Origin of the sequence: Winogradskyella aurantia, from assembly GCF_002266855.1 — a bacterium.
GTDB classification, from domain to species: Bacteria; Bacteroidota; Bacteroidia; order Flavobacteriales; family Flavobacteriaceae; genus Winogradskyella; species Winogradskyella aurantia.
This window is the reverse complement of sequence record NZ_NGJN01000004.1, coordinates 150,149-174,571: the sequence shown is the minus strand read 5'-3', so window position 1 is coordinate 174,571 and position 24,423 is coordinate 150,149. Positions and strand designations below refer to the sequence as shown.

Below are 24,423 nucleotides of genomic sequence, written 5' to 3'. Positions count from 1 at the left end.
CTTTAATTTATTTTTTGTTAAAATTTCTAACAGCTTCATCAATCAAAAATTGCTTATTGGCTGAATATAAGAGGTTATTTTCAATCAGGTTGTCAAAAAGTGTAGTGAATTTATTAGCTCCTTTGTAATTTAAATGTCGTAGGTCTAAATAATTGCTATTAGGGAATTTCATACCATTGAAATCTAATAAATCAACATCATCAAATCTTGTTTTCAATATATTTTGGTATACATCTTCATTGCTTAAATCCGCATAGAGCGGGTGCTGGGGGCTTCTAATAAGAAAGACTTCAATACTATTACCTCTGCAATATTTAATCATTTTTCTTAGATATTGAATATTAGTCTCAGAAATTGAATGGCTTTCAGAAATACTCGAATTAAAATTATTGTTAGAAATCAGTTCTTCTACTTTACTTTGTTTTGTGTACATATAATTGCCAATTTCGTCAGCTAAGTTATAGTCACCTTTAACAATACGATAGACATGCTTCCTAGTCGCTATGGAATAGCTTGCAAATAAGTCTGTCGAGTTGTGTTTTAGCAGTAAATTAAAATCTTCGGAATCCATAAATGAACTGTAGTATTGGAGGTAAAATGACATTTTTTCATAGCCCCAAGTCCAATCATCCATTACGCTGTCAACTTGATTATTTGTAAATTCTATAAACACAGTTTGTATCTGTGGGTTGTCACCAATAATCTTTTTTAATTTTTGGTAATTATAGAAATAGGATTCACCCGACGCAGATAGGTTAATACTTTTTTTAAGAATGCTATCGTTTATTGAGCATTGTGAATGGGAATGTCCAAGAATTAACTTAGTGACATCCTTGTTAACAGTAAATTTTGACTGACTTTTAATTATAAAATCAGAACCCACGACAATTAATGTTACTACAAGAACTACCAATAATAAAAAGACGGTTATTTTTTTTAAAAAAGTTTTCATGCTAAAACTGGAAATATATAAATTCTTGTTCTTTGCCAACAAATAAGAATATTAGACAAACAATACCTAAATAAAAAGCTATTCTAAGGCTTCGTTTCCAATTAAGACCCAATTTCTCTAAGCCGTATTGAGATTCTCTTCCTAGCCACTCAATGATAATTAAAAATCCTATTAGTATTAAAACTTCAGCGGCATGTGCTCTATTTTCGAAACTAGGAACAGAAAACAAGCTATTGGAAAATATCCCAGCTAAATATTCCAATGCGTGATTAACAGAATCAGCTCTGAAAAATACCCAGGCAAGTATTGTGAGTAAAAAAGTTGAAGTAATGTTTAAGATATCTTTTGATGATGCGAGCAATCTGCCTTCGGCAACAGTTCCAATGTTGGACCTATTTTTATTTGTCAGTAATAAAGGCAGAAAATAAAAGGCGTTTAGCGCGCCCCACACAATAAAGGTCCAGTTGGCGCCATGCCAGAAGCCGCTGATAATAAAAATAATAAATGTATTGCGCACTTTCATAGTTGTACCGCCTCTGCTTCCGCCTAAAGGTATATATAAGTAATCCCTAAACCAAGTGGATAAAGAGATATGCCAACGTCTCCAAAATTCGGCAATATCTCTTGAAAAATATGGAAACGCAAAATTTTGTTTTAAGTTAAATCCAAATAATCGAGACGTGCCAATCGCTATATCCGAATAACCAGAGAAATCTCCATAAATTTGAAATGTAAAAAATAAAGCTCCTAATAATAATCCACTTCCTCCATATTCGGTGTGGTTATTAAAAAACTCATTTGCAAATTCAGCACAGTTATCAGCGATAACTACTTTCTTAAACATTCCCCACAGTATTTGTCGAAGTCCGTCAACAGCTTTGTTATATTCAAACTTTCGTTTGGTGTAAAATTGAGGCAACAGATTTGTTGCGCGCTCAATAGGTCCAGCAACTAATTGTGGAAAAAAACTAACAAAAGCTGAAAATGCTATAAAATCCTTAGTTGGGGTGAGTTTTTTTCTGTATACATCTATAGTGTAACTTAATGTTTGAAAGGTGTAAAAACTAATGCCCACAGGTAATATAACCTTTAAAGAACTGGCATGAAGTTTAATTCCGAAAAACGTAAATGCGGTAATTAAGTTGTCTAAGAAAAAGTTGTAATATTTGAAAAAACCAAGAAATCCTAAGTTGACCATAATACTAAGCCATAGAAATAGTATTCTCTTCTTTTTATTTTCTTCTCGAGAGAGTGCAATGCCTATAGAATAATCGACAACTGTACTAAAAACAATAAGTGATAAGAAGCGCCAATCCCACCACCCATAGAACACATAACTCGCTACTACAATAAGTAAATTTTGGAGTTTTAAATTCTTGTGGCAAAAAAACCAATAAAGAATAAAAACTATAGGTAGGAATATCGCAAAGTCTATTGAATTGAATAGCATTACCTAACTTTTTAAGATTTGGGTTCTTTTATCTTTTTAAAAAATTTAAGAAATATATGAATTGTAGTTTTTGTTATTGGTATTTCCCACTATATTTTAGTCAAGAAGCCTGAAATTTACGCTCTAATACTTCATTTTAAAAAAATTTATTCTTATCTGCCCTAATCGAAATGTTATTAATAAGTTCATACATACTTATGTTAGAATTTAACTAATTAATATTATTTGTGATTTTTTAACTTTTTTCTATTAAAGGCTTTCTGGTTTAAGAACTCCACAAAAAGTGAGAAAGCAATGGCAAAATATAGGTAACCCTTAGGGATAGCCCCCACGTTATTACCAAAGAACTCGGTGTCTGAGATATGAGCGGCTTCCGTGACTAGCATAAAACCAATCAAGATTAAAAATGCTAAACCCAAAACCTGTATGCTTGGATTGCGGTCAATGAATTTACGGATAGGATTAGCAAAGCCTATCATGACTAGAATAGATATAACAACAGCTATAATCATTAAAACAAGGTTATAGTCGTTATTTGGATGAAGGCCATTGGTCATACCTACAGCCGTAAGAATAGAGTCAATTGAAAAAATAAAGTCGATTATTAATATTTGAATGACGGCTTGCTTAAGCGATTTAATTACCTTAGACTTAACACCATCTTTGTCATGACTTGGTGTTTCTACCTTTTCCCTAATTTCTGAAGTGCTCTTATAAATCAAGAATAGGCCACCTAAAAATAATATGATGGCTTGCCAACTTATGGAGATACTAAGCCAAGTGTTCTTAATCGTGTAAAAAGGCTCGTTTAAACCAATTAAGAAGGATACAAAAAACAATAGGGCAATACGCTGTAGCATGGCTAAAACCAGTCCAATATTAGTGGCTTTACTTCTCTGGTGCTCTGGGAGCTTATTGGCGGCAATAGAAATAAATACAATATTATCAATTCCGAGAATGATTTCCAGGAATGTTAAGGTGAGCAAGGCGATTATGGCGTCTGAAGACAGAAGGAAATCTAGCATGGACTTTAGTCAATTTTTGTGGCAACACCTTTCTCAACGCGCAACGGTCTGTTAGGTTTTTTTACAGCGAGTTTATATTCAAACGTATAAGAGTTGTCTGTTGTTGATAGGATTTTCATATGAATGGCATCCTTTTCTGAATTAGTTTGAGGGTTTAACTTTGTGAGAATGAATTCACAGTCATTGATCCATCGTACCGAAGACGTGTCGGCGGTATCTTCATAAAAATCAATATTTAAAGAGTCTGTACGTATAAAACTACCGGTCTTCTCAACACCATTTAGGACATATTTAAACTCAAACTTACCCGTCTTAAAAGCGCTACAATCCCGTTCAATCTCAAAGCACCCATAGAAAGCGAGTAACGTAAAGAAAAGGGTTGCCTTTTTCATCAAATTAATTTTTACAAAGGTAATAAATAGCTTATTCAGTTAGGGCGTGTAGCTCTTAAAAGTACCGTCTTTGAAGAAAATAACGATTTTTTCAATCTCAGTATTCGATTTTGGTTCTATTGGCAATCTTGAGTGCTGGGTAGTGTTGCTCTCTAAAGGGTCTGTCTGTATGTTCGATAGGCTGCTGTTAGGAGGAAAAAAGCCTTTACCGTTGAGCAACCAATATAATTCTACTTCGGGGTAGGCGCCAAGCACCTTCATTACAAAATCTAAACTGGGCTTATTTCTGCCGGATAGTATGTGTGAAATGCTGGAGCGCTGCACTCCAATTCTTTCGGCAAAACCTGAAGCTGTTTCGTCATAATGATCTATGACTTTTTGAAGTCGTTTTGCAAATTCTCCTGAGTTTATCATTGTAAACTGTAATTCTCATTAAATATACGTTACAAAAGTAAACATTAGATTGGTAATTGTATTATAAAACTATTTATTTGAAAAATAAATTTAAATTTAAATATTAAGTAATATGTTTTAAAATATTGATAATAAGATATTAAAATGTAATAATAATAGTCAATTGAAAAATTCATAATTAACATCAGCCTTTAAATCAAAACCTGTATACTTTTGTATACTTCTGTCGCATTTTCTAGTGTGCAAAGTGTTTACATATGTAAAATATCAAATGATTACATTTGTAGGGATGTATAAATTCAGATGGCTATAAAGACGTTAAATAATCTCTATCTAGATGTAAAATCTGAGGCCCTTTACGGTCGATATGTTACAAATTCAGACCTTGAAAAATGGCTTGAGACTATTCCAAGAACGTGGCTTTCAACACTTGGTTATTCGGTAGAAGGAAAACCGGTCTACGGTTTAAGAATTGGTGAAGGCCCTAAAAAGATTTTATTATGGTCACAGATGCATGGCAATGAATCAACGACTACTAAAGCTTTGTGCGATTGTTTTAATCTGTTTTTAAAGGATAATAATGTGGCCTCGACTATTTTAACCAATTGTACGTTGATGGCAATTCCCATTTTAAATCCTGATGGGGCACAGCGTTATACACGGTTAAATGCCAATGGGATTGACTTAAATAGGGATGCCCAAAACTTATCCCAACCGGAAAGTAAAGTTTTGAGATCGACCTTTGATGCCTTTAAACCTGACTACTGCTTTAATCTTCATGGCCAACGAACGATATTTGGTGCAGGAACTAAAGGTCATGTAGCCACCCTGTCGTTTTTAGCGCCTGCTTCGGATGTCAAGCGAAGTATTACCCCAGCAAGAAAGGAAGCCATGGCACTTATTTCTGATATTAATAATCATATGCAAACGGAAATTCCAAGGTGTATTGGCCGATACGATGACGAATTCAATTTAAATTGTGTCGGAGACACTTTTCAAGGTTTAGGTGTTCCTACCGTTTTGTATGAAGCTGGACATTTTACAAATGATTATGAAAGAGAAGAGGTGAGGCGATTACTATTCTTGAGCATCTGTCAGGGTTTATTTTCGATTGCCAAGGGTTTTAGTAAGGCTAGTTATAAAGGTTATCAGGAAATTCCTGAAAATGTTAAAAACTTCCGAGATATTGTTATAAAGAATGCTAAGTCCATCATTAAAGACGAGACTTTAACTGATATTGTCATTCAATATCGAGAAGACTTAAAGAATGGAGTCATTCAATTCACGCCTATTGTGGAAGCCCTTGTAGAGCCAAAAACATTTTATGCTCACAGAGAAATTGACGCGGAGGGTACTTTGGTTCAAACGGATGAAAAACTAGAAATTCAGTTAGGCCACGAAATCGATTTCGTTTTGGTAAATAATAAGAAAATAGCACTGAAACCTAAAAATAATTCAATTTAAATGCGTAATCCCTAATAAAAATCTCTTATTTTTGCGTATAATTTAAAAATTATACAATATGGGAAAGTTTAAATTAGACGAAATTGATCACCAAATCTTGGATATGTTGATTGATAATACGCGGATTCCTTTTACTGATATTGCCAAAAACTTATTGATTTCTGCGGGTACGGTCCATGTGAGAGTAAAAAAAATGGAAGAAGCAGGTATTATTAAAGGCTCCTCCTTAACCCTAGACTATAAAAAATTAGGCTATGCCTTTATCGCCTATGTTGGCGTTTTTCTTCAAAACACCTCACAAACCAAATTTGTATTGGAACGCATTAATAACATTCCCTATGTAACAGTTGCCCATATAACAACCGGAAAGTTTAATATCTTCTGTAAAATAAGAGCTAAAGATACAATGCATGCTAAGGAAATTATTTTCATGTTAGACGATATTGAAGGGGTGTACAGGACCGAAACCATGATTTCTTTAGAAGAAAGCATAAACGATAAAAAGCGTTTGATGCATACAATTTTCAACGAACTCTGACAACCAAAACCAGTTATACCACCCTTAGCCTAAATGGTTAAGGGTTTTTTTATTTTTGAAGTTATGATTACCGATATTTTAAGTTCCAAAGAATACAGTCCTTACTACCAGGGGTATATAGAAAAAGCTACTGATCAGGATATTTTGAAGGGGTTAGGTCAAAATCTTAAAGGCGTCATGAACTTCTATAGATCTATTCCAAGGCATAAGCAACAGTATACTTATGCCAAGGACAAATGGACTGTAAAGGATATTTTACTTCATGTTATTGATACCGAGCGTATTTTTGCCTATAGAGCGCTGAGAATTGGGAGGAACGATATGACAGAAATGGCTGGATTTGATCAAGATGATTATGTGTTGTCTGCAAACGCACTCTCGCGCACCATGGAAAGCCTAGTGTTAGAATACAAGGCAGTAAGGCAATCTACCATAAGTCTATATGAAAACTTTAGTTCTGAGGACTTAACAAGAATTGGTCAGGCTAGTGGTTCTTCTATATCCGTTAGGGCCATCGGTTATATTCTTGCTGGCCATGAAAATCACCATATTCAAATCATCAAAGAACGTTACCTTTGATTGTAATAATTGAAAGCGTCAAGAATTAAAGCATTGCTTGCTTCACAGTCTATTTTGGGCTCTCCTATGGCGTCTAAAAGAACAAATTTTACAATACCATGGCTGTTTTTCTTGTCATGCTTTAGCAATTGGATGATGAGACTAATATCTAAATCATTTATCTCAACCTTATCAAATGAAACTAAAATAGCCGATGTAATATTTTCAAGGGACTCTTGAGATAAACTACAAATTTTAGTAGAAATATAGGCTTCCAGAATCATGCCAATAGCAATGGCCTGACCGTGAAGCAAAGGAGTTTTGTCAGCATTTTCAAGAAAATAGCTCTCAATAGCGTGTCCTAGCGTATGACCAAAATTCAGAATTTTTCGTAAACCTTTCTCATTCGGATCCTCACTAACTATATTATTTTTAATGACTACTGAATCATAAATGAGTTGATCTAATGCTGAGATATCCAAGTTTTTCAGGTTTATCAAGGATTTCCAGTACGGTTTGTTGAAAATTAAGCCATGCTTTAACATTTCGGCATAACCAGAAACCATATGGTTTTGAGGTAGGGTCTCAAGAAATGAGGTGTCTATCAACACCATGCTTCCTTCATTTATAACACCGACTAAATTTTTTAAACTACCTAAATCCACACCGGTTTTACCTCCTACTGAAGCGTCAACCATAGCTAGAAGGGACGTAGGGACGTTTATATAGTCAATTCCACGCATGTAGGTGCTAGCTACAAACCCACCCAAATCAGTCACAACGCCACCGCCAAGATTAATCATTAAGCTCTTTCTATCAGCATAATATTCTGCCATGGCATCCCAGACACCTGTGCAGATATCTATGGTTTTATGGTCTTCGCCTTCTGGCATTTCCATTACCTCAACCACTATATTACCAGATTCCATATTGGCTAAAAATTGAGGAAGACAATATTCATGTGTATTAGTATCAACAAGAACGAAAATCTTCGATGGATTTGTTTTTTTTATATATGCATTTAATTCTGTATAGACTTTAGTATTGAAGTGGACTATAGCGCTTTTCGTGGTGATTGATTCCATGTTTGAGGATAGCTAATTTTAAGGGTATGAAATTACTTAGATTTTATAAAAAAACTAAGTTGAAGAATAAATATATTTGTAACATTACTTTATAAGTCTATGATTAATCGATCCCTATTTGAAAATACTGCTACGGCTTTTACCTTAAAATCTGATTCAGAGCTTGAACGCGCATATTTCCTATTTAAGATGATTTCTTCCCAGCCACTCGTTAAAATTGGAACGGTGGCTACTAAATTGGCTTTAAACGCGAATTTACCAGTTGAAGGTCTTATTAGATCAACCGTTTTTGATCATTTTTGTGGCGGCGTAAGTGAGGAGGATTGCTTACCCGTTATAGATAATTTATATACTGAAGGAGTGAGTTCGGTTTTGGACTATTCCGTAGAGGGCAAGGAAATAGATAACCAATTTGACGGTGCTTTGGAAAAAATTTTAAAGATTATTGATTTTTGTGATGAAAGAGAGGCTATGCCAATTGTTGTTTTTAAGCCTTCTGGGTTTGGTCGATTTTACCTGTACCAGAAAAAAACGGAAGGACTAGAATTTACCAAAGTGGAAGAGGAAGAATGGGGCAGGATTGTTAAGAGGTTCGATACGGTGTGTAAATTAGCAAAGGAAAGGGATGTGGAAGTCCTTATTGACAGTGAAGAGAGTTGGATGCAAGATGCGGCTGATGATTTGGTTGAGGAAATGATGCGCAGATATAACAGTGAAAAGCCAATCGTCTATAACACGCTTCAATGTTATCGGTGGGATAGACTAGATTATTTGAAATCCCTTCACAAACGTGCAAAAGATCAAGGCTTTAAAATAGGAGTTAAGATTGTACGAGGTGCTTATATGGAAAAGGAACGGCAAAGAGCTGAGGAAAAAGGCTACAAATCACCTATTTGTGAGAATAAGAAAGCCACTGACGATCATTTTAATAATACATTAAAGTATATCTTAGATAATCTTAATGACATAGCCGTCTTTATTGGTACCCATAACGAGAATAGTTGTTATTATGCCATGGAGTTGATGGAGGCATATGGTATATCTAAAAGTAATAACAATGTATGGTTTGGTCAGCTTTATGGGATGAGTGACCATATTAGTTTTAATTTGGCCGCAGAGGGTTACAACGTATCTAAATACATCCCTTTCGGTCCTGTAAAAGATGTTATGCCCTATCTTATTAGAAGGGCAGAAGAGAACACCTCTGTTGCCGGGCAGACAAGCAGGGAATTGTCATTACTGAAAAAAGAAAGACTGCGGCGAAAGATTTAGTGCATTATAAAAAGGAAATAGTTTAATTTCTTTGGTACCACTTCTTCTTTTTTCCTGGGCTATTGCCATACCCGTAGCCATAACCATACCCATAGCCTTTTTTACCAGATGAGACGCCATTAAGCAGTAAACTCAACCTCGGTAGTCGGTTATCTTCATACAATGGTTCAATTACATGTTTCAGTTGGCGTTTATCAACATTATCAGCACTTACTACGTAGATGAACATATCAGCATATTTAGATATTAAAAGGGTATCACTTACTAAACCTACAGCTGAAGTATCCGCAACTATATAGTCGTATTTATTCTCAAAATACTGAAATAGTTCTCCTACGCGATCACTCATCAAGAGTTCAGCTGGATTCGGTGGAATTGTGCCAGAGGGAATTATATCAAGACAAGAATTATCAGGATGGTTAACAACAATATCCTCAGGAATGATGGATTTGTCTATGATATAGTCGGTCAATCCAACTTTGTTGGTTGATTTTATATTTAAATAGTTTAAAATTTTTGGAATCCTTATATCCATTTCAATGATTAAGACACGTTTATTGGAATAAGATATTGATGATGCCAAATTAACACTGGTGTGTGATTTACCTTCTTGTGCTTTAGTAGAGGTAACAAATAACTTTTTGGACTTAGTCTTAACATCTTTTAGCATAAAATCTATGTTCGATCTCAATATTCTAAAAGCTTCTGCTTTGGACGAGTAATCAACTTTTTTAATTAATTTTTCCTTTTTCGAAGTTTTAGGTATGTCGCCTAAGTAGGGTATGCTTAAAATAGAAAGAAGATCATTTTTGTTGTATAGCCTAGTGTCTAATAAGTCGGTAATAATAATAAAACCAATAGGTATTGCTAAACCAAAAAGAATAGCTGCTAAATAAGTAATCATTTTATTTGGCGCCACTGGCATGTAGGAGGAATAAGCGCTGTCAATTATTTTAGCATTCGGTGTGTACATTCCTAGTTTTATAGCAGATTCTTCTCGTCTTTGAAGAAGGTAAAGATAAAGTGACTCCTTTATGTCCTGTTGTCTTTTAATATCCCTAAATTGCCTAGCCTTTGTAGGCGCCGCATACAATTGACCACTTATTCGATTACGTTCTTTAGTCAAATTTTCTAGGGTTAATTGAGAGGTCTCCTTCATATTTTGGAGAGAGCTCTTCAGGTTTTGCTTAAGTGCGTCGATTTGATCATTTAAATTGGCTACAACGGGATTTTTTTCACTTGAGTTTTTCAATAGTCTATCACGTTCCCTAACCAATTCGTTATAGCGTTGTGTGACCTGTGCGGTGTTTGGGTCACCTATTCCGATGTCAGAAGGTAGCATATCCGAAGGTCGGTCCTCAGCACTTATCTCTTCCTCTAAAAACTCAATTAACTGAATTTTATTGGAGGTAGTTGCAATTTGAGATTGTGTGGCCTTTTCATTTTGTATGTTTATATCAGCTTGAGAATTTAAAGCGGTTAATCGATTCTTTTTCTGAAGCTGTTCTGCAGTATAATCTACTTGTTCCAACTCCTCTGAAACCTTCTGCAAACGGTTGTTTATAAAATCTGAAGTTATCCTAACTACATCCTCTTTATCTGAAAGTATATCTTCGTTGTAGGATTTTATGACCTCATCTAAAATATCAATTGCTTTTTTCGGATTTGTTTCTTTAATTCCTAAATTGATAATATTCGATTCTTTATCGGATGAAAGTTCTATCATTTTTGAATATTTTCCTACGACTTTTCGAATGGGCTCAATTTTAATTTTTATATTACTTCCAACTCTAGGCGCATACTTCCCAACGTTTGGGGTAAGCACTAAACCTCCAAAATTAGTTTCAATCTTTTCGCCAAAACCATGAAGAATACCTTCACTCTCGTCTCTATCTATCAATGAGGCCCCGTCATCTTTAAATAATAAGAAATCTGTTGTCGATTTTACTTTTATGTAAACCACGTAGTTTACGGAATTTATTATTGAGTCGCTTTCAAAGAAACTTAAACTTACAGGAGGATTTTCATAGCGTTCTAACTCCTTTATACTACCTCTTTCAAAGATTCCAATATTAAGTTTGAGATTTTTGACAACGGTTTCAAGTAAGGAACGTGATTGCATAATTTTCATTTCGTCTTCTATGCCTTTAGACGTACCAAATATAGCTTGAGAGCCACCTTCAAGCATACTTGTCGGTAACTTGTTGGCTTGGCCATCATCCTTAATTTTGATTGTGGCATTGGCTTTATACATTGATGTTGCATAGCGTAAATGAGTATATGCAAGGGAAACACAAATAATTACAGAAAGTAGTATTATCTTCCAATGTGATATGTAGAGCTCTACGTTTTGCCTTAAGTCAACAGAATTTGATATTTGGTTTTTATCCATAAAAGAAGGTAAGTAATTTAATTACTATTAGCTAGAATAAGCGCCGCGATTGTAGATAATGTACTAATGGCTGAAATAAGCACTAAATTATTCTGATTAAATGTTGAGGACCGTACTCGAGCATTGTTTGGTGCCACATAAATGACATCATTTTGCTGTAAATAGTATACGGGTGAGTTTATAGTATTAATTGACCGTAAATCAACTTTTGCAAATTTCTTTTCACCATCGACTTCTCTTATAACTAAAACATCTTTTCGCTCACCAAAAATTGTTAAGTCACTAGCCAAACCCAAAGCTTCCAAAATAGTAATACGTTCATCTTGAATTGTAAATGAGCCAGGTCTATTAACCTCTCCTATTATTGTTATTGTAAAATTTGATAACCGAACATTTACAATAGGATCTTTTACGTATTCACTTATCCTCTTAGTCAAAAGTTCCGTGAGTTCGGGCCTAGTAAGTCCAGCAACTTTTATCTTTCCTAAAACAGGAAAATCTATATCGCCTTCATAATCAATTAGATAAGTCTGTAATTGTTGGTTTGCTTGTATACGTATTACGTCAGTAGAATTACTCGCTGGAACCGTAAGATTAAAAGGTCTAACCGTTTCTGGGTCTAAAGCAGCTACATTAATCGTCAAGATATCATCTGGCTTGTAAATTAGTTCCTTTGGCTGTGAAACTATCACGCCTTCATTTATAGGTTCATCTTGAAAATAAACAATATTTTTTCTAGACCCACAAGACGAGACCAGAATAAGATTTACAAATAAAATTAAGATTAAACGAACTCTCATAATTATATTATGGTATTGTGTGAATTAAAGTTTTATTTTTTTTTATCTAATACTTCAAAAGTTGAATTATTTGAAATATACTCAGGAATTAAGGATTTTATGGTTGAAACGATTTCTAAGGGTTGTACCAAAGAATTCATTTTTGTTAATTTTATAATTTCTTTTTCGACATGGTTAATGTCTACGTACCTTGACTTTGCAATCATTATCTTGTCGTGATAGGTCTTTTTAGTGTTTTCACCATCTGCCAATAGTTCTTCGTAAATCTTTTCACCTGGTCTTAAGCCTGTAATCTTTATATCTATGTCCTCTGGATAGCGAAGACCAGATAAAATTATCATATTAGTTGCCAAATTAAAAATTTTAATGGGTTCCCCCATGTCAAAAACAAAAATCTCTCCACCATTTCCCATTGCTGCAGCTTCAATCACTAATTGACAAGCCTCTGGAATGGTCATGAAATAACGTGTAATTTCTTTATGGGTAACGGTTAGTGGTCCACCCTTTTCAATCTGCTTTTTAAATAATGGGATGACGGAGCCGTTAGACCCAAGTACGTTTCCAAACCTTGTAGTTATAAATTTGGTATGTCCTTTACCTTTAAGGCAAGTTACGTAAAGTTCAGCGATACGCTTTGTAGCACCCATCACATTAGTTGGGTTGACAGCCTTATCAGTGGAGATAAGCACAAATTTATCTACACTATGCTTAACAGAAATATCAGCGACATTCTTGGTGCCACTTATATTGACACTCAAAGCCTCGTAAGGATTACTTTCCATTAATGGGACATGTTTGTAAGCTGCTGCGTGGAAAACGATTTTTGGTTTATATTGATTGAATATTTGATCAATTCTTGTTTTATTTCTAACATCAGCAACAATGGCTTCTATCTGGGAGAGGCCTTGCTGCTTAAATTCTTGCTCTATATCGTATAAAGCAGATTCAGCATTGTCAACTAATATTAATTTTTTAAAGTTGTATAAGCTAATCTTTCTAGAGATTTCGCTACCTATGGATCCTGCTGCGCCCGTAATTAAAATAACTTTATTGTCGTATTGTTCCTCTAAATCTGGATTCTTAATATTGATAGGGTCACGACCTAATAAGTCTTCAATTTTAACCTCCTTTATTTGACCAACGCTCAAGTCACCATCAATCCAATGTTGTACGGGAGGGACAATTTTAACTTTCAGGCCCAAAGCAAATAGACTTCCGGTTATTTGAAGCAATCTTGCTGGGTCAATATTTTGTATGGAGATGATGACATCCTGAACATTGTTTTTCTTAATGTATTTATCATTGATTTCACTCAATTTAAAGACCTTAAGTAAGTTAATTTTTTTCCCAATCTTGCGTTCGTCATCATCTATAAATCCAACAACATTAAATCCATTCTTAGCGTCGTTCTGAATGGCGTCATAGGTTAGCATTCCTGAACTACCAGCTCCAAAAATTAAAACATTTGAAGTGCTTTTTGAATCTTGGGTCACGTAATTATAAAGTGACTTAATAAACAGTTTGGCACCAATCAGAAAAAGTATGTTTAGCAGTAAGTGTATATAAATAATTGAACCTGAAATATTAAATACACTATCGGTTGTCAGTAATTTTCTGCTCAGAAACGTAGAGCAAATGAGAATCGTAGCGATAATGTTAGCACCTATAATAACGTTTACAATATCCTTAAACCCTGTAAATCGCACAACGCCTTTGTAAGATCCAACTGCAACTAAACTAACGGCAGCAACCACTGCTATATATGGCAGTTGGTGTATTAACAAACCTAAATCAAATGATAATTGGAAATTAAAGCGAATCAGGTAAGCCAAAAAGAATGAAATCAGAACGATGGTTATGTCAAACAACAAAACCAACCATTTAGAAGCGTATTTCTCCGATATTTTGTTGAGATACTTAATTAACATACCGCGAAGTATTGATTAATAGTTGTTGTAACGCGTTCTAATTGACTTTCAGTAAGATTAGAACCGCTAGGCAAACATAATCCAGTTTCAAATATAGCATCTGATACTCCATTTAAATAACTAGGAGCATCTTTAAATACAGGTTGTGCATGCATAGGCTTCCACAATGGCCTAGACTCTATATTTTCCTTGCCTAAGGCTAAACGAATTTCTTCACGAACGTTATAATCAGGTAAGGAAATACAGGATAACCAACGGTTAGAAAAGTAACCCTTTGGTTCAAACAAAAAAGAGATATCATCGTTATCTTTAAAAGCCTTTTTATAAAACTCAAAATTTGACCTTCTTTTTTCCACATGGCTATCTAAAATGGTCATTTGACCACGCCCTATACCCGCAACAATATTAGACATCCTGTAATTATAACCAATATGTGTATGCTCGTAGTGAGGTGCATCGTCTCTGGCTTGGGTGGAAAGGAAAACTGCCTTTTGCTTCTGTTCCTTTGTTCGACAAACCAACGCACCACCTCCTGACGTAGTTATTATTTTGTTACCGTTGAATGAGAGAATAGACAAATCCCCAAAAGTTCCGCATTTTTGATTCTTATAAGAACTGCCCAATGCTTCAGCACTGTCCTCTATGATTGGTATGGCATATCTATCGGCAATTTCTCTAATTTCATTTACCTTATACGGCATACCATACAAATGAACCGCAATGATAGCTTTTGGTTTCTTTCCTTTTGCAATCCTGTCTTTAACGGCTCGTTCTAATTGTTCTGGACAGATATTCCAAGTGTCAGGTTCACTATCCACAAAAATCGGAGATGCGCCCTGATAAACAATAGGATTAGCCGAAGCAGAGAACGTTTTAGTTTGACAAATGACTTCATCTCCTGCAGTAACACCAAGAATTATCAATGAAAGATGCAAGGCGGCAGTTCCCGAAGCTAACGCTGCTACATGAATATCTTCATTTAGATAATTTTCAATATCGCTTTCAAAACCATTAACATTGGGACCTAGAGGGGCTATCCAATTTGCATCAAAGGCTTGCTTTATGTAGAATTGTTCCTTGCCACTCATGTGGGGTGAGGACAACCATATTTTGTCATTCATAGGTTATAGCTTTAATACAAAACCTAAAGGCTTTAATTTAAGGTGTTTGGGACCTAACTAGTAATAATATTATAACGCTAATATAAGCCCGAAATGTTTAAAGACTAAAACTATAACCCAATATTAGATAAAAGGTTAAATTTAAACGATATATAAGAAGTTCTGTTATTTAAAGTGCACAATTATTAGATTAAGGAATTTTACACGGGTTTACATGAAATTTAAATTGTATAGACTCCGAAAACAGTCATTGAAAACCTATTATTTTTTAATAAATCACAATTTAAACTCAGAAAAGTATGGTATCAATATGAAGTCGGTACAATTTAATTATACCAAATGGATGATTTTAATGCATTTGTTATTTAGGAGGAGATCCTCTAAATCTCGGCATATCGATTTTATCTGAATTATTAATATCCTTTCGGCTTATAACCTTATAAATTGTTTTTAAAATGATCTTTAAATCAAGCTTAAAAGACATGTTATCAACATAAAAAACATCATATTCAAACTTTTTCTCCCAACTAATAGTATTGCGACCATTGACTTGAGCCCAACCTGTAATACCGGGAAAAACCTCATGACGTCTCATTTGAGTTTCGTTATAATATTTCAAATAGTCCGGTAGTAGTGGGCGAGGGCCGATGAGACTCATATCCCCTTTAAGGATATTTATAAGTTGTGGAATCTCATCTAATGAATATTTTCTGCAAAAATTTCCGATTTTAGTAACACGTTCCAATGCCGGTAGCAAATCACCATTGGCATTAGTTTTATCGTTCATGGTTTTTAATTTAATAATTTTAAAGAGTTTACCATGCTTACCCGTTCTGGATTGATAGAAAAACGGTTTACCATTATTTTCTATGGTCAAAACTACTATAAGTATTAATAAAACAGGAGAAATAATTAACAATCCAGTCAGGGCTGCCAAAAAATCAAATATTGGTTTTATAAGTTTGGTATAAAATTTCTTCACAAAAAAACTATGTGTTTCTACAAATTAATTAAGGGTTCGCCTTATCAAATTGATCAAATCTTGATTAATAATATTAACATCAAACCGCTCTTCAGCATATTTTCGGCTATTAGCCCCCATTTCCTTTATTCTCTCAGGATTAGTAATAAAGTATTCCATAGATTTGACTAGAGCCTCTAAGTTCTGAGGTTCAATCAAAAAACCATTAACCCCTTCTTTAACGGATTCTCTACATCCAACAGAATCTGTGGTAATAATAGGATTGCCGCAAGCACAAGCCTCGAGCGTTGTTCTTGGTAAGCCTTCCCTGTAGTAGCTAGGTAATATAAAAACGTCTGTTCTGTTTAAATGTTCTTCAATATTTAGTTGTACGCCATGAAATATGATAACTCCTTTATTGTGTAAGTCCTTTATTTCGATCTCATTTATTGCTGAAGGTGATGTTTCTGGCGCACCGATTAAATGAAATTCTGTTTTTGGATATTTTCCTTTAAGTATTTTAGCAGCTTCCATATATAAAGCTATTCCCTTTTCTTTAATCAAACGTGCTACAAGCAAAAAACGCACTTTGTCCGTAACAGTCTTTTCCTTGAAATTGAATTGATTGAGATTCACCCCCGATCCACTAACAAAATCAACATCTTGATTCTCAGAAATCACCTTTCGGTCTAGGAATAGTTGATAATCATCTTTATTTTGAAAAACAATGACTTTGTTTTTTCTAATAGAAAATTTATATAGCGTTTCGTTCAAGCGTTGAAGAATACGGGCTTTCCATGTTAAGCCCGTAAAGGCATATCCTAAACCCGTTATTAATGAGATTACCGGAACTTTGCACATATTAGCAGCCATTGAGCCATAAATTACTGGCTTTACTGTATAAGGAAAAACCAAATCAATTTTATTTTCTGTTATTATCGATTTCAATTGCTTAATGGATTTAAAATCCTTGAAAGGATTTAATCCCGTGCGTTGAAGATTAAATTCAATAGGGGTTGCACCTATATCACTAATTTGATTATAAATTTTATCCGGATAGCTTGGTGCAGCCGTAAAGACCATATAACCAGTATCAACAAGACTCTTAATGAAATCTCCCCTGAACCTAATCAGAGAACCTGCTTGAGATGCGATAAGTAGAATTCTTTTTTCCTTCATGGTATTAGGACTCTTTTTTTAGGTAATTGAATTTGTACCATTTTTGGAAACAATAGTAAGACCAAACTCTAAACGTACTGTCCTTTTTATTATCCAAATGATCTCTCACTAGTTTTGTTATCACATCTATCTTAAATATTCCCTGTTGTTTAAGAAGTTCAGGTTCGATATAACTCTCTAATTCCTTTCTTAGGCTTTGTCTTAACCAGTCACCCGTTGGCGAACCGAAGCCGCTTTTACTTTTTTCTAAAAATTCATCTGGGAATTGACTTCTAAATGCTTCTTTAAGGATGTACTTTTTATTCCAGCCATTCATTAAATAGCTTTCTGGAAGGGTGTTTGTAAATTCCCAGATATCTTTGTTTAAGAATGGCGCCCTACATTCTAAAGAGGTCATCATGCTAGTCCGGTCCACTTTGGCCAGCATGCCGCCTTCTAAGCTTAGAATTTTATCAACTAGCCTAAAGTCAGTTAAACTTTCTATTTTTCTATTACCAAGAACGTCTTTATAGTCTTGAAACAAGTTGTCCTCTAAGTAGTCTTGAGAAATAATTTCCTTTAGTTGCTCGTTTGTATTTGCTAGAGAAATAATATCCCAATAAAAATCACCATTGTAGCTTATGGCATTGAGGAGTTTATTGATTTGAAACTTTCTACCGCGCGAATCGTCTTTATTGATTAGGTATTTATTACTTAAACTTAAAATGGTTTTATGTAAGCCTTTGGGCACAACAGTTGTGTATTTCTTGTTCATTTTACCAATATAATACTTGTTGTAACCTCCAAAGACCTCATCTCCACCATCACCAGTTAGGGCAACGGTTACGTGTTCTCGTGTTTTTTCAGAAAGTAGGTGCGTAGGTAATGCAGCTGTATCTGAAAAGGGCTCGTCAAAATTAACTAAAATATCATGGATATTGTTTTTAAGGTCTTCTTCATCAATTATAAATTCGTGATGGTTACTATCTATCATCTTAGCAACGACCCTAGACTTATCAGTTTCATCATAGGAAGCCTTTTTAAAACCTATAGAAAAGGTATCGATTTTCTTTTCTGTTGTTTGCGAAAGACATAGTGAAATGATTGAGGAATCTACACCACCAGACAAAAATGTTCCCAAACCTACATCTGCAATAGATCTGCTATTTACACTATTGTAAACCAATTGTTTTGTTTTGGCTTTAGCATCTTCAAAGGATATATCTTGAACTTTTGGTTTAGGCTCTTCATTTATTTTATGAATAGCAGTTTCGTGAGAGCTTAAATCATAGTCTATATAATGGTTTGCTTTTAATTTTTTAATACCCTCATAAATGGTATAAGGTGCTGGTATATAGGTCAATCTAAAATATAGGTTCAATCCCTTTTTTGAAATAGTTGGTCTAAAATTTATAGTATTTACGATAGACTTTAATTCTGAAGCCCAAATAAATGTCTCGGCGTTTTGCATGTAATACAAAGGCTTTTCACCAAAAAAGTCGCGTGCAATGAATAATTTGTTTTTATGCTTGTCATAGATGCTGAAGCCGTACATACCATCTAGCCATTTAAATGATTCAATACCATATTTTTCGTAGGCTTTCAAAATAACCTCAGTATCACTAGTGGTATTAAAGACTGCACCCTCAGCTTCTAATTTAGATTTTAAAATTCTGTAGTTATAGATCTCACCATTAAATACTATGACAATCTGCTTATCATCAGAGAAAATAGGCTGTTTCCCAGAAGATAAATCTATAATCGATAGACGACGCATGGCCATTCCAATTGAAAATGACCCATTTTGTTCTGAAAATATGCCGTCTTCATCTGGTCCTCTATGTATAATAAGGTTATTCATTTGATTTAAAACCTCATTAAGTTGGTTCCTAGTAGCCGCTTTTGACCTTTCTATAATTCCATTTATTCCGCACATAGTTTAATTCATTTATATGAAATAGAATTATATGGTTCTTATTAGATTAACGTATGCTCTCAGAATACTTTCTTTTTCAAAATCTTTGATTCGGCTTTGGCCATTTTTTTTGCAAAATTTCATATATTTTTTGTTATCGATAAAATAACGAATACCCTTAGCCATAAGGTCTGAATTTTTTATTGGCACCAAAATGCCATAATCCGTAATCATTAAATCATTTTTAGCAATATTTAGTTCCATAATCTCACTAGGACCAGATTGACAATTAGTAGTTAGTATAGGTAGACCACATGACATGGCTTCTAATATAACATTCGGAAACCCCTCATGGTTAGAGCCAAAAATGAACAAATCTGACGCTTTAAGGTATTTATAAGGATTTGGGTCGAAACCCACAAGAAAAACGTGAGTGCCTAAATTTAGTTTTTTAATAAGCAGCATCAGTTCTTTTTGCATAACTCCATCACCAAAAATATATAATCTCACTAATGGATTGTTGACTTTATGAATTGCTTCTATAAGCATAATGTGGTTTTTTCCAACATCTAAGCGTCCGAGTGTAATTATATTGAATGTATTATTATCAAAAAACGACTCTACAGGGTTTATTTTTTTAATTTTATCCAAATCTATAGGGTTGTGGACTACATTCATAATCTGTTTAGGTACATTAAAATTGGCAATGAGGTCTGAAGCATTACCTTCAGAATTACTGATAACCAAATCTGACTTTTTATATAATAATTTTATAAGTAATTTGTTAAAAGTGGACTGAAAGCCTTTGTAACTATATTGGAGCGAAGGATAGGCTAACTCATTGATAATTATCTTAAAATTGTAACTTGTTATTTTACCAGCAATAACATTTATAAAGTTGGGTCTCGTTAGTAGGCTAACGCTATGGGTGAGTTGCAGTTGCTTAACTAATTTTGAATATTTATGAGCAAGTAATGGTATTTTTAATGCTTTAATAATACCATTTTCATCATGCTTGGATTTTTCAATGTAATGAATAGGTAATCCTTCTGGTAATTCGTATTTAATGGTATTGTTCATTAAAATTAGGTGAACATCGATGTTATTTTTCACGCAATAATCAAGTATGTAAGAAGCCTGTCTTTCTGCACCCCCACCAGCTAACGAGTACATAAATATCCCTAATTTCATGATTCTATTAATTATTTTAATATATCTATAAATAAATCCTCATATTGTTTAATAATATAATTTTTATTAAACTTTTTGTATACAGATTCTCTTACTGCTATTGGATTCCACAAGCGATTCTCTGATAATTTTTCAAAATATGCTTCCTCATTATCAACCAAATAACCATTAACTCCATTTTTAATTATTTCTTTTGTCCCTCCTGGTGCTGTAAAGGCCAAAACAGGTGTGCCAACGGCACAAGACTCTATTAAACAATTAGGGAATCCTTCGAAATAGGATCCTTGAAGAAAAAAATCACATTTTTCTAAATACTCAGCAACATTCTTCGTGAATTCAATGTGTGTGATTTTATCCCTTAAACCGTAACTTTCTATTAACGCAAACAGTTTTTCTTTTTCTGGGCCATGACCAATGATGGTGTAATGAAATGGAAAATTGAGTTTACATAAGAGTTTTAAGATTCTTTCATAACCTTTTTCTTTACTCAAACGTCCTACGGTGATATATTGAACGGGATTATTTTTAGTTTTTTGTTCCTTTAGTTTAAAACCGTCAGTAATAGGGTTATTGATTACTGTAATCTTATGAATATCAATATTGTAGTTCTCATGAATATCATCTTGCATGTCTTTGGATTGACATATGATTTTATCAAAAAAATTAAATCTATTTTTACCTAATATACCTAGTAGATTAAGTTTTTTTTTCTTTGTCGTAAAGAATGCAGCATCTAAACTAAGAACTGTTACTTCCCTGGAAATAAACTTTGTTTTAGGAAAGAATAACGACATATAGGCAACAACTGTATTAAGGTGACCTGCAGCACTCAACAAAATATTAGGTTTGTGTTCACTAATATATCGGAATAATGCGGGTATTCCATCTTTAACCCTCGTTTTCTCTAAAAATACAAGATTGATATCTTTCACATCATAAGCGGCATCTTTAGAGTGACCAATAATCAATAAAGTTGCATTAAATTTTTTTGAATCTATGTTTTGAGCAATAAATGAGAAAACACGCTCCGCACCTCCTGGTAGTAGATTGGGTAGTACAAATGTGATGTTGATTTTTTTTGTTTTCATAATTATCTTAAAGTGGAATTTTAAAGGCTACATTTTACATGGTTATATTACACTTAAGAAAAAATTAGTGTAGATAACATTGGCGATAGCTCTTACATAAAATTTAGAGATATTTTTTATTTGGGACATTCAAGTTTTGGTAAAGATGTTTTATTTTATATAAAAAATCAAAGTTAATCTGTAAACCATTAATTAATTACTTTTAAATGCATTCTGTCGTTACTTTTTATTAATGATTCTGTAATTTATTTGCATTTATTGATTTATAATTTGATAAATTTTTTCTAATTGATTTTTATCAAAATAATCTGTGTGTTTCTTATTTCTATTAAAAATTTTTACTTTTTTCAGATGCTCATCGAGATTCATGTCAGGAAGTTCAGCAAAACTCAAAATACGACGTAATTCGTTTTTAGGACTCATAACAAAATCTTCATATGATGTTTCAAGAATTTTTGGTTTGTATTGCTCCAGCTCTAATTCAGTTATTTGTATTATTTTTTTTAGTTGAAAAGCCGTCATTAATGACGGAGCATTAGAATTATTCATAGCCCATTCCTTCTCTTCTTCATTGTAAACACCCTGCCACCACAACTGTTTAGCACCTCTGCTATTCCAAAATTCTACCTTAAGAAATGAATTAATTGTTGGAACTAAGTCTCTCTTTAAGTGAATAAAAATGGCATCTGGAAATAATTTTAAAAAGAAGGGAATTCTTGAAGGACCGGTAACCTTTACGGACAATCGCTTTCTATTTTGATATTTCACCATATCGTTAAAGTACGATCGAATAAAGTTTAGTCTCTCATCACTAACCGTTTCATTTGTAAGAAACCCCCTCGAGAAATCTAATTTAGCACCCGTTAAATATTCCCACATATTATAGGCTTCAGATGGTCTAAATGTGTATTTGTTAATAATTGACATTTTATTTAATTGTGGTTTTTGACCATAAACCCTCCATAATGAATTATCAAATAGTGATCTCACAAGATTTATTTTTCTATTTGAAGGTTTCATATCTTGATAATTGCTAGGGAAAGCTAAATGAGGGTGTCGATTAATAATCTCAGAAATAATAGTGGTTCCTGATCTACCGGTACCAATAAAAATTATTGGTTTTTTAAATTTTTCCATTGTTCACCGTGTTAATGAAACATTTTTAACATTATGTAAATCCACCATTTTAGATTTTAAAAACTTATTTTTTGCCTATTATGGAGTTCTTGTTAGAATATTGATAATTTTTATAAAGTGCATCCTCATTATTGGGTCTAAAAGGTTTCTTTAAAATAAACTCCTTTGACCTATTGATGAAATTATAGTCTTTCAAGCCGTAATGAGAATTATTGATATTTTTATTAATTAGTAAAATTATTTCTTGATTAGTCTGATTTCCTTTAAGAGTCCAATTTAATGTGCTATTTGTAACTGAAAAACTCGACAGTTCTACTGGTAAAGCTTCCTCTTCTGCATCCATAAGGGGGAGAAGTCCATCTATATAAAACGCTACGATTAAAGATCTTAAAGACCATAGACAACTTCCGGCTCCACTATATCCATCTAAAAGTCTAAGGTCGTCTTCATAGTAACCTTGTGTGAGTTTTCCATTTTGAACCGCATTATTTTCAACAAAATGCATCCAAGTGACATCTAATGTTCTTAGAGCTAAACCTGTTGAAATTTCCTTAGGAGCTATTAAGGCTGATGAAACTATTGGTGCAGGTGCAGCTAATCGGTAACAAACACTTCTTCCCATAATCGGAAAGCCCTCTGTGCTAAAAAGGTATTTATAGAATTGTACAAACTCAGAATGACTTTTCCTAATAAAATCATGATCGAAGGTAGGGTCAATTTGATCTAACCAAAATAAACTGTAATGGATGGACCAAGCGTTATAAAAATCAACACCTTTTGGGGGATCGTCAAACCAACCTTCCCCAAGATAATGCTTATTTTTATAGTTATTATATAATTCTTTTACATAATTGATATTTACCTCATCAGAATAGCCCAAGGCCTGAAGTGCTTTTACAATTGTAATTGGAAAAAGATTCCAATTGTTATCTACAATTTCTTTGTTTATACACTGATTCAACCAATTTGCAATTTGATCTTTTTCTGAAGCTTTGAAATTATTCCAAATATAATCTCTTGAAATCCACAAAGCTAGGGCAATATCTGCTGCTTCAACTATACGCTGGTCTTTATCTTCTACGTCACCCCAATATTCAAGATTTTTTGGGTTAGTTCCATTTATTAACCCTTTCATTAAAATTTGAGGAAGATTGATGTCTTCATTGTGCACAGTTATTATAACTGCTCTATTTGAGCTTAACCAAGATGCGGCTAAAGGGAAAAATCGAGCAAAGCTTTCCAATCCATTAATTGTTCTACCTCTAGAGCTAATCTCACCTGGGTACAAAACTAATGCACCCTCTCCCGAACGGTATTTAAAATTACCGTAAGCGAAATACTTAAATAAATAGTTATAGCGGTAAGATGTTGAAAACCGTTTTTTATCTAGAAATATTTCTTTTAACTTTTTATCAATTTTATCCGAATTTTTATAAACTTCAATATGTTGTGACCAACCATCGACGGCTATTTTGGATATTTTATTGTAGCCTAATAAAACACTAATTAATAGAGCACCGAGTACTACGATTAAAAGTATCTTTTTAAATTTCTTTGAAGGAGTGATATTATTCATAACTGA

General features: G+C 33.6%; 21 protein-coding genes. 4 read left to right on the top strand and 17 right to left on the bottom strand.

The annotated features are described in order from the left end of the window. Positions 1–7: 7 nt before the first annotated feature. From CA834_RS08750 to CA834_RS08730, 5 genes are all read right to left on the bottom strand, one after another. Complete coding sequence (locus tag CA834_RS08750) at positions 8–952, bottom strand: hypothetical protein (RefSeq protein ID WP_094968317.1); 945 nt, start codon at positions 950–952, stop codon at positions 8–10. Position 953: 1 nt separating this feature from the next. Next, positions 954–2,402: an MBOAT family O-acyltransferase gene (locus CA834_RS08745; RefSeq protein WP_094968316.1), complete on the bottom strand. Its 1,449-nt coding sequence runs from the start codon at positions 2,400–2,402 to the stop codon at positions 954–956. A gap of 221 nt (positions 2,403–2,623) precedes the next feature. Beyond that, a complete protein-coding gene (locus tag CA834_RS08740; protein WP_094968315.1) occupies positions 2,624–3,427 on the bottom strand; it encodes a TerC family protein in 804 nt (267 codons plus the stop codon). A gap of 5 nt (positions 3,428–3,432) precedes the next feature. Continuing rightward, entirely contained in the window at positions 3,433–3,819 is a 387-nt protein-coding gene (locus CA834_RS08735; RefSeq protein ID WP_094968314.1) for a hypothetical protein, read from the bottom strand. Positions 3,820–3,858: 39 nt separating this feature from the next. Continuing rightward, positions 3,859–4,233: a helix-turn-helix domain-containing protein gene (locus tag CA834_RS08730; protein WP_094968313.1), complete on the bottom strand. Its 375-nt coding sequence runs from the start codon at positions 4,231–4,233 to the stop codon at positions 3,859–3,861. A gap of 303 nt (positions 4,234–4,536) precedes the next feature. On the opposite strand from CA834_RS08730, the gene CA834_RS08725 reads away from it, so the two are divergent. The 3 genes from CA834_RS08725 to CA834_RS08715 all read left to right on the top strand — a co-directional run bounded on the left by CA834_RS08725 (position 4,537) and on the right by CA834_RS08715 (position 6,814). Continuing rightward, positions 4,537–5,697: a M14 family metallopeptidase gene (locus CA834_RS08725; RefSeq protein WP_094968312.1), complete on the top strand. Its 1,161-nt coding sequence runs from the start codon at positions 4,537–4,539 to the stop codon at positions 5,695–5,697. A gap of 58 nt (positions 5,698–5,755) precedes the next feature. Continuing rightward, positions 5,756–6,235 carry an Lrp/AsnC family transcriptional regulator gene (locus CA834_RS08720; protein ID WP_094968311.1) on the top strand — a complete coding sequence of 160 codons (480 nt, stop codon included), beginning with the start codon at positions 5,756–5,758 and terminating at the stop codon, positions 6,233–6,235. A gap of 63 nt (positions 6,236–6,298) precedes the next feature. Beyond that, positions 6,299–6,814 (top strand): DinB family protein, encoded by a 516-nt coding sequence (locus CA834_RS08715; RefSeq protein WP_094968492.1) that lies wholly within the window; start codon positions 6,299–6,301, stop codon positions 6,812–6,814. On the opposite strand, the gene aroB is transcribed toward CA834_RS08715, so the two are convergent. Beyond that, the gene (gene aroB, locus CA834_RS08710; protein ID WP_094968310.1) at positions 6,805–7,878 is read right to left on the bottom strand and encodes a 3-dehydroquinate synthase; all 1,074 of its coding nucleotides are present in this window, start codon (positions 7,876–7,878) and stop codon (positions 6,805–6,807) included. The genes CA834_RS08715 and aroB overlap by 10 nt on opposite strands. 99 nt (positions 7,879–7,977) lie before the next feature. On the opposite strand from aroB, the gene CA834_RS08705 reads away from it, so the two are divergent. After that, on the top strand, positions 7,978–9,150 hold the full coding sequence (locus tag CA834_RS08705; protein ID WP_094968309.1) for a proline dehydrogenase family protein: 1,173 nt from the start codon (positions 7,978–7,980) through the stop codon (positions 9,148–9,150). Between the two features lie 22 nt (positions 9,151–9,172). Here the strand turns inward: CA834_RS08705 and CA834_RS08700 are convergent, their stop codons facing one another. From CA834_RS08700 to CA834_RS08650, 11 genes are all read right to left on the bottom strand, one after another. After that, positions 9,173–11,542 carry a GumC family protein gene (locus CA834_RS08700; RefSeq protein WP_094968308.1) on the bottom strand — a complete coding sequence of 790 codons (2,370 nt, stop codon included), beginning with the start codon at positions 11,540–11,542 and terminating at the stop codon, positions 9,173–9,175. A 17-nt stretch (positions 11,543–11,559) separates the two neighbouring features. Further along, the gene (locus tag CA834_RS08695) at positions 11,560–12,342 is read right to left on the bottom strand and encodes a polysaccharide biosynthesis/export family protein (protein ID WP_094968307.1); all 783 of its coding nucleotides are present in this window, start codon (positions 12,340–12,342) and stop codon (positions 11,560–11,562) included. A gap of 32 nt (positions 12,343–12,374) precedes the next feature. Continuing rightward, positions 12,375–14,270 (bottom strand): polysaccharide biosynthesis protein, encoded by a 1,896-nt coding sequence (locus CA834_RS08690; RefSeq protein ID WP_206186862.1) that lies wholly within the window; start codon positions 14,268–14,270, stop codon positions 12,375–12,377. After that, positions 14,264–15,391, bottom strand: coding sequence for a DegT/DnrJ/EryC1/StrS family aminotransferase (locus CA834_RS08685; protein WP_094968305.1), 1,128 nt, complete (start codon positions 15,389–15,391; stop codon positions 14,264–14,266). Before CA834_RS08685 ends, CA834_RS08690 begins: the two co-directional genes overlap by 7 nt. Positions 15,392–15,752: 361 nt before the next feature. Beyond that, positions 15,753–16,373 carry a sugar transferase gene (locus CA834_RS08680; protein ID WP_094968304.1) on the bottom strand — a complete coding sequence of 207 codons (621 nt, stop codon included), beginning with the start codon at positions 16,371–16,373 and terminating at the stop codon, positions 15,753–15,755. Positions 16,374–16,397: 24 nt separating this feature from the next. Beyond that, the gene (locus tag CA834_RS08675; protein ID WP_094968303.1) at positions 16,398–17,531 is read right to left on the bottom strand and encodes a glycosyltransferase family 4 protein; all 1,134 of its coding nucleotides are present in this window, start codon (positions 17,529–17,531) and stop codon (positions 16,398–16,400) included. A 4-nt stretch (positions 17,532–17,535) separates the two neighbouring features. After that, positions 17,536–19,446, bottom strand: a complete 1,911-nt coding sequence (gene asnB, locus CA834_RS08670) for an asparagine synthase (glutamine-hydrolyzing) (RefSeq protein WP_094968302.1) — start codon at positions 19,444–19,446, stop codon at positions 17,536–17,538. A 27-nt stretch (positions 19,447–19,473) separates the two neighbouring features. After that, positions 19,474–20,616: a glycosyltransferase gene (locus CA834_RS08665; protein WP_094968301.1), complete on the bottom strand. Its 1,143-nt coding sequence runs from the start codon at positions 20,614–20,616 to the stop codon at positions 19,474–19,476. Between the two features lie 11 nt (positions 20,617–20,627). Next, entirely contained in the window at positions 20,628–21,704 is a 1,077-nt protein-coding gene (locus CA834_RS08660; RefSeq protein WP_094968300.1) for a glycosyltransferase, read from the bottom strand. 255 nt (positions 21,705–21,959) lie between these two features. Then, positions 21,960–22,841, bottom strand: a complete 882-nt coding sequence (locus CA834_RS08655; RefSeq protein ID WP_094968299.1) for a sulfotransferase — start codon at positions 22,839–22,841, stop codon at positions 21,960–21,962. A gap of 64 nt (positions 22,842–22,905) precedes the next feature. Then, positions 22,906–24,417 (bottom strand): DUF2264 domain-containing protein, encoded by a 1,512-nt coding sequence (locus CA834_RS08650; RefSeq protein ID WP_094968298.1) that lies wholly within the window; start codon positions 24,415–24,417, stop codon positions 22,906–22,908. Positions 24,418–24,423: the final 6 nt, after the last annotated feature.

Excerpts from the sequence above, each read along its gene's own strand:
- CA834_RS08750 (WP_094968317.1), bottom strand. The coding sequence starts at position 952 with ATGAAAACTTTTTTAAAAAAAATAACCGTCTTTTTATTATTGGTAGTT.
- CA834_RS08745 (WP_094968316.1), bottom strand. The coding sequence starts at position 2,402 with ATGCTATTCAATTCAATAGACTTTGCGATATTCCTACCTATAGTTTTT.
- CA834_RS08740 (WP_094968315.1), bottom strand. The coding sequence starts at position 3,427 with ATGCTAGATTTCCTTCTGTCTTCAGACGCCATAATCGCCTTGCTCACC.
- CA834_RS08735 (WP_094968314.1), bottom strand. The coding sequence starts at position 3,819 with ATGAAAAAGGCAACCCTTTTCTTTACGTTACTCGCTTTCTATGGGTGC.
- CA834_RS08730 (WP_094968313.1), bottom strand. The coding sequence starts at position 4,233 with ATGATAAACTCAGGAGAATTTGCAAAACGACTTCAAAAAGTCATAGAT.
- CA834_RS08725 (WP_094968312.1), top strand. The coding sequence starts at position 4,537 with ATGGCTATAAAGACGTTAAATAATCTCTATCTAGATGTAAAATCTGAG.
- CA834_RS08720 (WP_094968311.1), top strand. The coding sequence starts at position 5,756 with ATGGGAAAGTTTAAATTAGACGAAATTGATCACCAAATCTTGGATATG.
- CA834_RS08715 (WP_094968492.1), top strand. The coding sequence starts at position 6,299 with ATGATTACCGATATTTTAAGTTCCAAAGAATACAGTCCTTACTACCAG.
- aroB (WP_094968310.1), bottom strand. The coding sequence starts at position 7,878 with ATGGAATCAATCACCACGAAAAGCGCTATAGTCCACTTCAATACTAAA.
- CA834_RS08705 (WP_094968309.1), top strand. The coding sequence starts at position 7,978 with ATGATTAATCGATCCCTATTTGAAAATACTGCTACGGCTTTTACCTTA.
- CA834_RS08700 (WP_094968308.1), bottom strand. The coding sequence starts at position 11,542 with ATGGATAAAAACCAAATATCAAATTCTGTTGACTTAAGGCAAAACGTA.
- CA834_RS08695 (WP_094968307.1), bottom strand. The coding sequence starts at position 12,342 with ATGAGAGTTCGTTTAATCTTAATTTTATTTGTAAATCTTATTCTGGTC.
- CA834_RS08690 (WP_206186862.1), bottom strand. The coding sequence starts at position 14,270 with ATGTTAATTAAGTATCTCAACAAAATATCGGAGAAATACGCTTCTAAA.
- CA834_RS08685 (WP_094968305.1), bottom strand. The coding sequence starts at position 15,391 with ATGAATGACAAAATATGGTTGTCCTCACCCCACATGAGTGGCAAGGAA.
- CA834_RS08675 (WP_094968303.1), bottom strand. The coding sequence starts at position 17,531 with ATGAAGGAAAAAAGAATTCTACTTATCGCATCTCAAGCAGGTTCTCTG.
- asnB (WP_094968302.1), bottom strand. The coding sequence starts at position 19,446 with ATGTGCGGAATAAATGGAATTATAGAAAGGTCAAAAGCGGCTACTAGG.
- CA834_RS08665 (WP_094968301.1), bottom strand. The coding sequence starts at position 20,616 with ATGAAATTAGGGATATTTATGTACTCGTTAGCTGGTGGGGGTGCAGAA.
- CA834_RS08660 (WP_094968300.1), bottom strand. The coding sequence starts at position 21,704 with ATGAAAACAAAAAAAATCAACATCACATTTGTACTACCCAATCTACTA.
- CA834_RS08655 (WP_094968299.1), bottom strand. The coding sequence starts at position 22,841 with ATGGAAAAATTTAAAAAACCAATAATTTTTATTGGTACCGGTAGATCA.
- CA834_RS08650 (WP_094968298.1), bottom strand. The coding sequence starts at position 24,417 with ATGAATAATATCACTCCTTCAAAGAAATTTAAAAAGATACTTTTAATC.